The sequence below is a fragment of the Winogradskyella sp. ABM4_392 genome, from assembly GCF_056160445.1.
Genome location: NZ_JBSWXE010000004.1, coordinates 30,905 through 45,640 on the forward strand (window position 1 = coordinate 30,905; position 14,736 = coordinate 45,640).

A 14,736-nucleotide genomic window follows, 5' to 3' on the forward strand; every position below is an offset into this window, starting at 1 on the left:
TGACTCTAATTTAAGACCACAAATTACCATGAAGTAAAACTACCTTAAAAGGGAAAATTAGAATAAGACTTATCATGCGAACATTAAAACATTTGTTGCATATAAGATTAATAAGGTTTATAAGACCTGAGGAAAGTGAATAAAAATTATTTTGTTGGTTTAAATTTCTGTTTTTCTATGATTTATGATGCTTAACGATTTAATAATTATAAAAAATAAAACAATACATGTCACCTACAAAATTAACTTTATCCTTTGTTATACTTAAATACATATAAATTTACTACCTTAACAAAGTTAATACAATGACTAAATTATGTTGCTTAACTTTAATTATAAGCTTAATAACATTTTCCGGATAATTTGCCTGTTTATTGGTTTTGTAAGCTATTGTCAAGAATTACCTCCAATTCAAGTTTTTTATCCTCAAGACTATAAGGCAGAAGATCAAAATTGGTGTATATCACAAGATAGTGAAGGAGTAATTTATTTTGCAAATAATAAAGGATTACTTAGATACAACAGTGCTAGATGGGAATTGTTTCCGACACCTAATCAATCTATTTTAAGATCGGTAAATGTAATTGATGAAAGAATTTACACAGGCAGTTATATGGATTTTGGTTTTTGGAAAAAGAACGAAAGGGGTGGTCTGGAGTATAAATCATTGATAAGTGACAGAGATATTAAAATAAAAGAGGATGAAGAGTTTTGGCATATATTAGAAATTGACAATTATATTTTATTTCAATCTTTAGACAGAATATATATTTATAATATTGATGCCGATAACTTTAGGATTATAGATTCAAATAACAGAATCAATAAAATATTCAAGATTGATGATACTATCTACTTTCAAAAAAACGGAACGGGTGTTTTTGAAATTTTAAATGGTGAAGAAAACTTAGTTATTTCTTCGGAAGAATTTGATGATAACGAAATTATAAACATATCTAGAGTTGAAAATGAATTGTTGTTTTTTACAAAAGAAAATGGAATTTACAGTTATTCAAATGGATTAGTATCGAAGTGGAATTCGGAAATAGATAATTTCCTTAAGGGAAAGAGTATATATAGCTGTATAAGACTTAAAGATGGGAGTTTTCTTTTGGGAACTATATCAGAGGGTATTTTACAGATGTCTTCAAATGGTGATAAAATCCTTAGAATAAATCAATCGGACGGACTAAGTAATAACACTGTGTTGTCTGCCTTAGAAGATAAACAAGGTAACTTGTGGTTAGGTTTAGATAACGGTATTAATTGTGTTAATCTAGAGTCTCCTTATAAAGTCTATAAGGATAAGCAAGGTGTATTAGGAACATTATACGCATCGATAAAAGTTGATGACAATCTATATTTGGGTACCAATCAAGGGCTTTTTTACAAGAATATAAATTTAGATTCTAAATTTAATTTTATTGAAAAAACCAAAGGACAGGTCTGGAGTTTAAAGTATATAAAGGGTACATTATTCTGTGGGCATGATAAAGGTACTTTCATAATAAATAAAGACAAAGCTGAGCTATTAAAAGGAGAGATAGGATCTTGGGTATTTAGTGAAATTAATGGTAATCCAAATTTAGTTTTACAAGGAGGGTACGAAGGGTTAAGTGTTCTAGAACTACAAAATGGGGGTTGGTCTTTTAGAAATAAGATTGACGGTTTTGATATGTCTTCAAGATATTTTGAATTTATAAATTCAAATGAGTTATTGATTAATCACGAATATAAAGGAGTCTATAAAATAAAAGTGAATTCAGATTACAATAAGGTTGTAGACTTAAAAAAATTAGATGTTGAAGAAGGTCCAAAATCAAGTATCACAAAGTATAAAGAAAGCATACTTTACTGTAATAAAGATGGTGTTTATAGCTATGATGAGAAAGCAACTAATTTTATAAAGGACAATGAGCTGAGTGAGTTAATTGAAGGTGATAATTATCTTTCGGGTAAACTAGTGTATGAAGAAAACAATGAAAGATTATGGTTGTTTAATAAAAATAATATTCTTTTTGTTGAGCCAGGAACGCTCTCAGAAAAGCTAAAGGTTAATAATATACCAATATCCTATGAGCTAAGAAATAGTAAGGTAGGTTATGAAAATATTCTCAATATTGATAAAGATGAATATTTAATCGGAGCCAACGATGGTTATTTAATTTTAAATTTAAATAAACTCAATCTAGACCCAAAACAGGTTAATATTGATAATATCTCTTTCAGTTCATTGCACAACGAATCGATTCAGCTGGGAGTAAACGAACCTGCAGAATTAGAAAATAAGAATAATAGTATTCTCTTTAAATATAGTGTTACGGATTATAACAAGTATTCAAACACTAAGTATAAATACAGATTGGAAGGTATTTATGATAATTGGAGTGATTGGTCGGCTAAGTCCGAGATTCACTTTGAAAATCTTCCTCATGGTGATTACAAATTTGAGGTTAAGGCGCATTTAGGCGGAATTGAGTCTAGCAATACCGCTTCATATAACTTTACTATAGAGAAACCATGGTATTTAAAACCTATGGCTATTGCAACTTATATTGTTTTTGGGTTGTTATTTCTATTCTTAATACAGTATTTTAATAGTAGGCACTATAAAAAGCAAAAACAGAAATTACTAGAAAAGAAACAAAGAGAATTAGAACTAGAGCAGTTAGAAAACCAAAGACAACTTATTCAGTTTAAAAATCAAAATCTACAATTAGATATTGAAAACAAAAACAGAGAGCTTGGTGCAGCAACCATGAATTTGGTAAAACGAAATGAATTACTAAACAATATAAAAGAAGAGTTGTCTAAGAGTAAGTCTTTGGATGATGTAAAGAGTGTTGTTAGGCTAATAAACTCTAATTTAAATAACACAAGTGACTGGAAACTTTTTGAAGAAGCCTTTAATAATGTAGATAAGGATTTTATGAAAAGAATAAAATCACTACATCCTTCAATCACACCAAATGACTTAAGATTGTGTGCTTATTTAAGGTTAAACCTGTCTTCGAAAGAAATAGCACCATTATTAAATATTTCGCATAAAAGTGTAGAGGTAAAGCGATATCGTTTGCGAAAAAAAATGGGATTAGACCACGAACAAAGTCTTACAGACTATATTTTAGATTTGTAATCCGCCTAAACTAGCTAAAAAGGACTATACATTGCCTATACATATAGGCCACACATCACTACAATAGACTTTTTGTAATTAAGGCAAAACTACTCAAAACACTGTATTTAACAGCTTTTTAATATCATATTCATAAATTTTGCAGTGTTTTTTTGAATTGTATATTTTTTGTATAGTCTTTTTTTACGATTTCCATAATTTTTTGTTTTAAGTTGCTATAACTAATCTAACTAACTATGAAAATCAAAATTTTTGCATTCTTTGCTTTGTTTCTATGCATGGCAATTCATGGTCAGAATGTAGATGTTTCAGGTACAGTTACCGAAGCATCTTCAGGTCAACCACTTCCAGGTGTCAATATATTAGTTAAGGACACAACTAAAGGAGCATCAACTGATTTTGATGGCAATTTTATATTAAATGATGTTCCCTTAAACTCTATTATCGTGGTTTCATACCTTGGTTTTATAACTCAGGAAATCACCATTACAAATGCTAATCCGCTAAACATTGTTCTTCAAGAAGATGCACAATCTTTAAATGAAGTAGTGGTTATTGGGTATGGTACTCAAACTAAAAAAGAAGTAACAGGTGCCGTAAGTGTTTTAGACTCAAAGTCTATTGAGAAACTTAATCCTGTTAGGGTTGAGCAAGCTATCCAAGGTCAAATAGCAGGTGTTAACATAACATCTAACTCTGGCTCTCCAGGTAGTGGTCTAAACATTAGAATTAGAGGTATTACTACTAACGGAGATAATGCACCATTAATTTTGGTTGATGGAAATAGGATATCAGATTTATCTGTGTTGAACCCTAACGATATAGAGAGTATCAACGTATTAAAGGATGCCACTGCTGGTATTTATGGTGTACAAGCTGCAAATGGTGTAATTTTAATTACCACAAAATCGGGTAGAAAAAATACCGGATTAAAGTTTCAGTTGGATACATATACAGGGCAACAGTTTACTAGCAAAAAAATGGATTTGTTAAATGCTAGGGATTTTGCCATTTATGTAAATGATGCAGCAGATGCTACAGAGTTTTTTGTGTATCCTAATTCAGGTACAGATTGGCAAGATGAAGTTTTTGAACGTGCATGGATATCTAATGTAAGTCTAAATGTAACAGGTGGTGGTGAAAAGTCAGCGTATTCTGCTGGTATTTCATACTTAAACCAAGATGGTATCGTTGGTGGAAGCAAAAATAATTTTGAGCGTTTAACCGCACGCTTAAATTTTCAGCACGATATTTTACCAAACTTAAAAGTAACTGCAAACGGATTACATACCTTATCTGAAAAACAAAATTTAGCAGAAGGTGGTATTGGAGCTGTATTGTATAATGCTGTAAATATTAATCCAAATATGGCTGTATTCAATGATAATATCCCAACTATAACACAAATTGATCAAAATGGTGATGAAATTACTGTTATTCATCCTTTTTTTAATCAACAGGGTCAAAATTACTCTCTTGCAAATCAAATAAGCCAAATTGAAATTATTAATCCGATTGCTCAGATTAATGATACTTATAATACTACTAGGGTAGCGAGATGGAGTGGTGTGTTAGGTTTAGAATATAAGTTTTGGGATCATTTTACAGTAACGTCTCGCTTTCAAGGTAACCATGCTAATGTTAGAGATGATATTTTTAGACCAGAAGTGTATTATGGTGGTGGTAAAGGGCTTAATACTATTCAATTAGCTTTAAACAACCTTAACCAAGAACAAATTGATAGCTACACGGATAACGCTTACATAAATGAAGTTGTAGATTACGGTGCAGATTTTACTGATTTCACCTTGGACAACTTTATTACATATTCAAAAACCTTTAATAATGATCACGATCTTACGGCACTATTAGGTATGTCTTTATATAGAACAAAAGGATATTACTATGGACTGGGTGGTATTACTCAGGTTGGTAATAATCAGCTTGGTCAAACCATTTGGGATCAAGGTATGGATAGAGAAAATATGGAGCGTTTTAATCTTGCTGAGTTAGCTAATGGAGCAGATTGGTATGATGCACGTTTAAGTTCTATTTTTACTAGGGTTCAATACAATTATAAAGGTAAATATTTATTGTCCGCAGTTTTAAGACGCGATGTGTCTTCTCAATTCTCCTCAGAAAATAATAACAACGTAGGATACTTTCCATCAGGATCAATTGGTTGGAATATATCTGAGGAAAACTTTATGCAAGAAGTAAACTGGATTAATAATCTAAAATTAAGAGCAAGTTATGGTATAATAGGAAACGACAGAATACCTCCATTTTCCTTTATAACAAGATTAGATGGACAGGCCACTATAGATGTTGGTTCAGATAACTTATTATTTGGGTTAGCACCAGGTAGACCTGGAAATCCAGATTTAAAATGGGAAGAACAAGAAACGGCTAACATTGGTCTAGACCTTCGCTTGTTTGATAACAAAGTAAATATCTCTGCAGATGCTTACAGAAAACAAACTAAAGATTTATTACTTACACCACAAGCATCAGCTGTTACTGGTGTTGGTGCACCAGCAACAGGTCCTTCTGTAGTTAATGCTGGTACGGTTCGAAATACAGGATTAGAATTTGCAATTGGATATAATGATAATATAGGTGATGATTTTAAATTCAATATCAATTTTAATGTAACAACTATAGATAATGAAGTAATTTCTTTGAATGGAAGAACCACACCTGTTGGAGGTGAGTATGGTGTTGGACTAGGAATTACTGACATAACGCGTATGCAACCTGGTTTACCACTAGGTCATTATTACGGTTATAAAACAGATGGTATTTATCAAACACAAGCAGAAATTGACGCTCTAAATGCCACTGCACCATCAGGCACATACAGTACTATTGGAGATGTGGCACCAGGAGATTTAATATTTGTTGACACAAATGGAGATGGTGAAATCACTGCAGAAGACCGCACAAATTTAGGTGATCCAATACCAGATGCCACTTTCGGAATTAATATCGGATTTACGTACAAAAATATAGATTTTAGTGCCAATGCTTTTGCATCTGTTGGTCATGAAATGGTTAGAAATTACGAGCGTAAAGATTTATATGCCAATAGAGGAACTTATATGTTAGATAGATGGCAAGGTACGGGTACCAGTAATTCAGTACCAAGAGCAGTAGCAGGAGCAAACATTAATACTGATCAGTTTTCTGATTTTTATGTAGAAGACGCTTCATTCTTACGTTTACAAAATGTACAGATAGGATATACATTCGGCGAAAAATTCAATTCAACTGTTGGAGTTGATAAATTTAGAATTTATCTTTCTGGTAATAATCTATTTACACTTACAGATTATTTCGGTTTTGACCCTTCTGCCAATTCAGGTGCTCCACTTGGTGGTGGAATTGATAACGGTTTTTATCCGGTTGCAGCGTCTTATTTATTAGGAATTAATTTAAACTTTTAATTGTTATGAAAAGAAAGTTAATAATACTATTGAGCTTCATAGCTCTTTATACAATTGGTTGTACTGATGATTTTGTTGAGGTAGAACCAGATGGATTCAACGATTCGGATTTCTTCAATAATCAAGAAGAATACGAAAGTGCCCTTATAGGTACTTACGATATGCTACAAGCAACATTTTGGAATGTGCTTACTGGTATTGTTGCGTCTCCAGATTATGCAGCTGGCGGTGATGCTTTTAATTACGATCAGCCGACACTTCAAAATATTAATTTGATGATACATACTCCTGCTGATGAAAATCAATTGCGTAGTATTTGGGGATTAATGTATGCAGGTTTAAACAGAGCTAATTTTATTTTAGAATTTAAAAATAAAACCGATTTTGATGGTAAGGATGAAATAATTGCTCAAGCTTATTTTCTTAGAGCCTATTACACATTTGAACTTGCTAAATTCTTTGGTAATGTACCATTAAAAACTGAAGACAGAAATGGAGTTTTAAGAATTACAGACCAACGTATTTTTCCTGAAGATGAATTTTCTATGGAGCGCGTTTCAGACATTGCTATGGTATATGCTTTAATCGAAGAAGACTTAAAGGAAGCTATTCCTAATCTTCCTGTTACACAAGATTTACCATATGAAGTAACTAAAGGTGCAGCCCAAGCTTTGTTAGGTAAAGTATACTTGTATCATGGAAAATTTGATCAGAGTAAGTATTCAGATGCAGCAACAGCTTTAAATCAAGTAATATCAAGTAATCAATATGCTTTAACAATAGGTAGCTCATACGAAATGCTTTTTGAAGGAGAAGGAGAAAATAGCTCTGAAGCAGTTTTCGAAATTCAATATACTGGTATAGAAGCTGCTGGTTGGGGTTGTATTGAGTGTAGTCAAGGCACTTATTTCCCACAGTTCTGTGGTCCTAGATCACCGTTTAGTGATACAACCTATAATGCTGGTTGGGGCTTTTGTTTACCATCCGTAGAGTTATATGACTTATTCGAAGATGGTGATATAAGAAGAAATGTTACATTTTTCGATTTAAGGGATGCGCAAGACTCTTACTCGCAAGGAAGGGACGATACAGGTTTGTTCAACAGAAAATATATGCCACGTAAAGTAGATGATGGTGTTGGTTCAGACCCATTAAATTACTCTCAAAATTATCGTGCTATAAGATATGCAGATGTGTTACTAATGGCTGCTGAAGCTGAAGCTCAAAGTGGTGGTGGCAATGCAGAAAACTATCTTAATATGGTAAGAGCCAGAGCATATGGAGATAACAGTCATGACTATACATCTTCGGAAGGAGATTTATTAGAAGCTATTTATTTAGAAAGAAGAAAAGAAATGGCTGGTGAAGGTCATGGATTCTTTGATTTAGTAAGAACAAACAGAGCAGCCTCAACGATAGAAGGCTTTACTGCAAATAAAAATGAAGTTTTCCCAATACCGTTAATTGAGTTGCAATTAGCTCAAGCAGAGGAGCGTTGGGGAAATCCTGGATATTAAAAAAGTGTTGAACAAAAATTAGATTAAAATGAAAATATTTAAAAAAGGCGTTTATTACATTTTAGCATTATTGATGTTAAGTGTTTCATTTTCTTGTGAAGAAGATGACCAATTAAACATAATTGAAGGTTTGGATTTCAATATTGCTGAATTGAATCCAGAAGGTAACAGAATAGGTGTTATAGCTACTACAATACCACCAGATGGACGTATAGTTTATACTGTAGATTTTGGTAACCCTAATGATGATGCTGATGTTTTTGAAACTAGTGGACCAATGGTAACTTATGAATATCCTGAGGAAACAGCAACATATACTATTACGGTTACTGCGTCACTTCCAGGTAGAAATGATGTTTCCATATCCGAAGATTATACTGTTATTTTTCAGGAACCAGATCCAGACCCTGTAGACAATCCATTTTTTGGAACTTGGCGTTTAGCTCCAGAAGCAGGAGCGTTGGGTGTTGGTCCAGGGCAAGGTGATGTGTCATGGTGGTCTAATTCAGTTGAAGATGTTGCCACTAGAGACTGTTTGTTTGATGATGAGTATGTATTTAATGCAGATAATTCTTTTCAAAATGTATTAGGTGCTGAAACATGGTTAGAGCCATGGCAAGGTACAGATCCAGAAGCCTGTGGTACACCAGTTTTTCCACATGATGGAACTGCTACAGCTTCATATGAGTTTACAGGAAGTGAACTTACAATTACTGGTACAGGCGCTTTTATGGGATTAGCAAAAGTGGTTAATGATGCTGAGTTAGCTTCTGGAGATACTGTCCCAGAATCAAGAACGTATCAATATATATTGTCAGATGATGGTTTATCATTAACACTACAAATTCAAGTAGCAGGTGATGGTTGGTGGTCATTTAGATTTGTTAAAGATGCACCTCCAGCTCCTTCAGCTTTAGAGGGAGCTTGGAGATTAGCTCCCGAGGCTGGTGCTTTAGGTGTGGGACCAGGACAAAACGATGTATCATGGTGGTCTAATTCATCAGAAGATGTTGCTACAAGAGATTGTCTTTTTGATGATACCTACGTGTTTAATGCTGACGGATCATTCCAAAATGTTTTAGGAAGTGAAACGTGGTTAGAACCATGGCAAGGATTCGATCCAGAACAATGTGGCACACCTGTATTCCCACATGACGGAACTGCAAGTGCGACATATGATTACGATTCTGGCGCTGGTACATTAACAATAAACGGTGCAGGTGCTTACATGGGATTGGCAAAAGTTGTTAATGGAGCTGAACTTGCAAACCCTACAGATGCACCTAGTTCAATTACGTATTTAGCGGAACTTTCTGATGATGGTAATACTTTAGAATTAGATATTCAGGTTGCTGGCGATGGCTGGTGGTCATTTAAACTAGTAAAGGATGTGCCTCCTGCTAACCCATTAGTAGGTACTTGGAGATTGGCGCCAGAGGCTGGAGCCTTAGGTGTTGGTCCTGGACAAAATGATGTGTCATGGTGGTCTAATTCATCAGAAGATGTAACAACAAGAGATTGTCTGTTTGATGATGATTACGTGTTTAATTCAGATGGGTCTTTTCAAAATGTTTTAGGAAGTGAAACTTGGTTAGAAGCATGGCAAGGTACAGATCCGGAAGCATGTGGTACACCTGTTTTTCCACATGACGGAACAGCTTCTGCAACGTATTCTTATGACGAAGGTGCTGGGACACTAACCATTGATGGAGCAGGTGCTTACATGGGACTTGCAAAAGTAATCAATGGTGCAGAGTTAGCTATTCCTACAGATGCACCGGACTCTATAACATACTTAACCGAGTTAACAGACGGTGGTAATACTTTAAATCTTGATATTCAGGTTGCTGGCGATGGCTGGTGGTCTTTCAAATTTGTGAAACAATAATTGTTTAGTTCAAAAGTCTGAGATAGGTCAATATTTACCATGTATTGACCTATCAGCTCAGATTAAGAAGCACATCTTAAGTAGAAGGCTGATTACCTTAATCAATCAAAATAAAAACATAAAACTTACTATATGAAAAATAATCTAATTGTACTGTTCTTTATGTTTAGTGTATCATTTGCACTAGCACAATCAGACAAAGTATCTGTTGTAAAAAGTACTGACGGTTTCAGACTTGTTGTTAACGGAGAAAATATGATGATTAATGGGATGAACTGGGATTATGTACCTATTGGCTCTACCATTACTGATACAGGCATTTGGGGAAGATCAGACGATATTATTAAGGCAGCCTTAGATGAAGAGATGTTACTCTTAAAAAATATGGGTGTCAATGTTATAAGAACTTATGGTCTTAAGCCTAAATGGATACAATACATATATGAAAATTATGGTATTTACACAATGCTCAATATTACATTCGGAGCATACGGTTTAACGATAAATGGAGCTTGGACTCCTCAAACTGATTATGCAGATGAGGCTACCAGAGAAATTCTTATGCAAGAAGCCATCGATATGGCAAATACCTATAAGGACACTCCAGGTTTACTTCTGTATATGATAGGTAACGAAAATAATTACCATTTATCTTGGACTGGTGCTGAGACGGAAGCTATTCCTATAGAAGGTGCTGAAGATACCGGAAAAATAGCTGCTGCGAGAGCACTATATAAAGCATTTAATGATGCCGCAAAAGAAGTAAAAGCCATTGATCAATCACATCCTGTAGCAATTTGTAATGGCGACTTATTGTATTTAGATATCGTTAAACAAGAATGTAAAGACATAGATATCTACGGAACTAACATGTATAGAGGTGTTTCATTTGGTGATGCTTTTCAACGTGTTAATGATGAGTTAGATATGCCAATACTTTTTGCGGAGTTTGGATCAGATGCATTTAATGCTAAAGACAACAAAGAAGACCAATACATGCAAGCTTATTTTGATGTAGAAAATTGGAAAGATATTTATCAAAACGCAGCAGGTTTAGGAAAAGCAGGAAATTCTATTGGTGGATTCACATTTCAGTTTAGTGACGGTTGGTGGAAATTTGGGCAAACCAAAAACCTAGATGTTCATGATAACAATGCATCATGGCCAAATGGCGGTTATTACATGGATTTAGAGCCTGGTCAAAATAACATGAATGAAGAATGGTTTGGTATCTGTGCAAAGGGACCGACTGATGCAAGAGGTTTATATACACTTTACCCAAGAGCTGCATACTATGCACTTAAGGAAGTACATGAATTAGATCCATATGGTGAAGGTGTAAATCAAGATTTTCTTTATAACTATTTCAATAACATAAATGTTATGGACGCGGTTCTTAGAGCTAGAGGAGATAAGGCTGCATTAGGAGGCGGTGATTCAGAAAAATTGAGTATAAGTAGGTTGTCAGCTCAATTCACTACGTTCAATACAGGAGGTAGTTTAATTACTACACCAGATACTGAAGATCCAAATGCCAATGTATTTCCTAATCAATTAGGTTTTGACCATATGCAATCATACTTTGTTGGCATACAGGGAAAACCTGCAGCAAATATGAGAGCTAATGTAGAGTTCAATATTTTAGGTAATGTAGCAGAAAACCCTATAAATGAAATTTTTTACGAGAATGTAGGTAGACCTGTAACAATTGTTGGAGTTGAAGGTGGAAATGATCTTGATGTTGAGATTGCTGACTTCAACAGATTACGAGTATATCAAGCAGAATTTGAGTGGAAGGCTAAAGAGTTTGACCTAAGAGGATTTTACAGAACAGGTCATTACCATTGGGCTTACGAGGGAGATTTCTTCAACCTTTATCCAGAAGCTAATTATGGTCCAAACCTAGATATTTACAATGGTGAGATTTTAGGTGTTGAAGTAGATGCTAAAGGTGAGTTAGAAGGTTTGAAAGCAGCCTTTGGTCCTCAACTTTGGTGGGGCGCTAACCCAACAATGTTGTTAAAATATTCAAGAAATATCCTTAACTGGGACGTAACAGGTATCTATCATAGAGATCTTAATACAGATTTAGAGTTTGATGAAAATGGCAGACGTGTATTAAATCCTAATCAGGTACGTTCTGGTATAATTCCACCTTGGCCAACAGAGAGAGCTACTTTAGCTATAGAAAGAGACTTTGGTAGTTTTGGTGTAACGTTAGGTGGTATTTGGGGTGGTAATCCATTAAATGGAAGTTCTTTTCAAATGTATGAGGAAGACAATGATGTAGTTGTTGTAGACAAAATCAACAGTAAGGATAATTGGGGAGCCAAGGCCAAAGTAACGTATCAAAAAGGACGATTCAATTGGTATGCCCAAGGATCTTACATGGGTCTTGTAGCTAATGGCGGTGCAGATCAAACAAGAACTTTTACAGGTTGGAGACTTAAGGATTCTGGTAGTGGTAATATGACAAATTTCTTATCAGGTTTCACATATTCTTTCGGAAATGTACAGGTAGCACCTAACTTTATGTGGCAAAAGCCATTAGTAGATCCAATGCCAAATGGTGTATTTGCACCTGGTAGATTAAGAAATGTCATTGACGATCCTTTTGCCGTAAGGGGTGGAAACCGAGAAACTACGGCTGGTGAAATTTTATTCACCTTTGATCCTACACCGGGAACATGGATGTATGAGTGGAACAATGACAGAGAAGAAGATGCTAAGTTTGCTGTAAGTGCAGGATTTGTTTACAGACATTTACCAACAACACAAGATGCACACATTGGTTTCTTAGCTAATCGTACATTTTTCGCGTTTGCTGAATCAGCACCAGCTGAAGATTTATGGGAAGCACACACACGCATTGTTTCTAAGCTAAATCCTGACTTAGGAATTATAGGTAACTTCTATTATGGTAATGGACAGGGTAATGGTGATTCTGATAGAACTATTACGCGTTTTGGTGGTGATGTGAGAATGCTTTATAAGAACTTTAAAGTAATGTCTCATGTAAAGGTAAATGATTGGGGACCGTTTGATTACCACAGAGATTTCAACTTAACATTCCCATTACAATTAATGCTAGATGTTTCAACGACACTCGGAAAACCAGATTGGTTTATTTTACCTAGTACACAGGTGGGAATTAGAGGAACTTGGAGATCCTTAGACCAAAATTCACCAAGGTATTCACCTCTAGCGACTGATCCAAATTCAACCAATCCAAATTCACCACCAGCTATAAGTCCAGTAGGGTTTCCTGATGGTTCGGAGTGGGAAATAAGAACTTACATCCATATTAATATTGGTAAATAAAATTCTATGATTATGAAAAACATAAATTTAAAATATAACATCATCTTACCTTTAGTTGGGTTGATATCTGTCGTAATGATTAGTTGCGAAAGAGGTTTTTCTGATGATGTGGAATTGGCAACATTTCCTTCTACAGCAGAAGTTTTTACGGACACTCCTGTAGGTTTAACGGATGAATTTTTTATATCATTTGATCCTGCATTTGGTGCAAACACCAATGGATTTGGTACAGATGATAATGAAGCTTTTGAAGGGTCAACATCTATTAGAATTGATGTGCCAGCACCTAATGATCCAGATGGTGGATTTATAGGTGGAATATTTAAAGATAGAGGAGAAGGAAGAGATTTAACGAGATATAATGCTTTAACATTTTGGGCTAAAGGATCAACAACAGCAACAGTAGGTCTATTTGGTTTTGGGACAGATTTTGAAGAAGATAAGTATGCTGTTACACTAGAAAATGTACAGCTGTCAACAGATTGGAAAAAGTATATTATACCAATTCCAGATCCTTCGAAACTAGTTCAAGAAAAAGGTATGTTTGCTTTCGCAGCAGGTTCTCAAAGCACTAATGGATTTGGTTTTACATTTTGGTTAGACGAGATTCGTTTTGAAAGCTTAGGAACTATCGGTCAACCTAGACCAAGGATTTTGGGAGGACAAGACCAGACAGCACAAACTAACATTGGCACCTCAGTACCACTAATAGGTTTAAGTTATACGGCTAACCTTCCTAATGGACAAGATGTAACTGTTTCTGCAACACCTTCATATTTTGATTTTGAAACATCAAATCCATTTGTGGCTTCTGTTGATGAATTGGGTATTGTTTCTGTAGATGGCCCAGGTCAAGGAGGTGATAATACAGCAGTTATTACTGCTAGCTTGGGAGGCGTTGAAGCAGAAGGTTCTTTAACAGTTGAAGCTGTAGATATTGACGTAATTTCAATTTTTAGTGATGTTTTTGCTAATGTACCAGTTGATAATTATAATGGATTTTACGAGCCATTTCAAACAACTCTAGGTGGTGCTGTGAATGAAAATGGTAATAACATAATAGACTACACAATGCTCAACTTTGTTGCTATTGAATTTTATGGTAGAGACGGCAGTGGTGTAGAGCCAGTTGATGCTACCGATATGACTCACCTACACATAGAATTCAGAGTTAATGAAACTGTAGATGCATCAGACTATATAAATATGGAATTACACAATAATTTCACATTGCCTAACGGCATTTTAGGATCATATCAAATAACAGGGTCAGAGTTGTTAAGTAATGAATGGGTGGAGTTTGATATACCATTATCAAGCTTTGCTGGTCTTACATCTAGAGATGCATTAGGTATGATGTTATTTGTTACAGATAATAATATTGCTAACCTCTCTGTAGATAATATTTATTTCTACGCAGAAAACTAA

6 protein-coding genes are annotated in these 14,736 nt (G+C 34.6%); all 6 read left to right on the forward strand.

All coding sequences use genetic code 11. The annotated features are described in order from the left end of the window. The first annotated feature begins 316 nt into the window (after positions 1–316). Positions 317–3,136, forward strand: coding sequence for a triple tyrosine motif-containing protein (locus tag ACXAFS_RS10805; protein ID WP_475306917.1), 2,820 nt, complete (start codon positions 317–319; stop codon positions 3,134–3,136). A 236-nt stretch (positions 3,137–3,372) separates the two neighbouring features. Further along, a complete protein-coding gene (locus ACXAFS_RS10810; protein ID WP_475306918.1) occupies positions 3,373–6,582 on the forward strand; it encodes a SusC/RagA family TonB-linked outer membrane protein in 3,210 nt (1,069 codons plus the stop codon). 5 nt (positions 6,583–6,587) lie between these two features. After that, complete coding sequence (locus ACXAFS_RS10815) at positions 6,588–8,099, forward strand: RagB/SusD family nutrient uptake outer membrane protein (RefSeq protein WP_475306919.1); 1,512 nt, start codon at positions 6,588–6,590, stop codon at positions 8,097–8,099. A gap of 28 nt (positions 8,100–8,127) precedes the next feature. Further along, the gene (locus ACXAFS_RS10820; protein WP_475306920.1) at positions 8,128–9,987 is read left to right on the forward strand and encodes a hypothetical protein; all 1,860 of its coding nucleotides are present in this window, start codon (positions 8,128–8,130) and stop codon (positions 9,985–9,987) included. A gap of 132 nt (positions 9,988–10,119) precedes the next feature. Next, positions 10,120–13,308, forward strand: a complete 3,189-nt coding sequence (locus tag ACXAFS_RS10825) for a glycoside hydrolase family 2 TIM barrel-domain containing protein (protein ID WP_475306922.1) — start codon at positions 10,120–10,122, stop codon at positions 13,306–13,308. Positions 13,309–13,320: 12 nt separating this feature from the next. Then, on the forward strand, positions 13,321–14,736 hold the full coding sequence (locus ACXAFS_RS10830; RefSeq protein WP_475306923.1) for a carbohydrate-binding protein: 1,416 nt from the start codon (positions 13,321–13,323) through the stop codon (positions 14,734–14,736).

Excerpts from the sequence above, each read along its gene's own strand:
- ACXAFS_RS10830 (WP_475306923.1), top strand. The coding sequence starts at position 13,321 with ATGAAAAACATAAATTTAAAATATAACATCATCTTACCTTTAGTTGGG.
- ACXAFS_RS10805 (WP_475306917.1), top strand. The coding sequence starts at position 317 with ATGTTGCTTAACTTTAATTATAAGCTTAATAACATTTTCCGGATAATT.
- ACXAFS_RS10820 (WP_475306920.1), top strand. The coding sequence starts at position 8,128 with ATGAAAATATTTAAAAAAGGCGTTTATTACATTTTAGCATTATTGATG.
- ACXAFS_RS10815 (WP_475306919.1), top strand. The coding sequence starts at position 6,588 with ATGAAAAGAAAGTTAATAATACTATTGAGCTTCATAGCTCTTTATACA.
- ACXAFS_RS10810 (WP_475306918.1), top strand. The coding sequence starts at position 3,373 with ATGAAAATCAAAATTTTTGCATTCTTTGCTTTGTTTCTATGCATGGCA.
- ACXAFS_RS10825 (WP_475306922.1), top strand. The coding sequence starts at position 10,120 with ATGAAAAATAATCTAATTGTACTGTTCTTTATGTTTAGTGTATCATTT.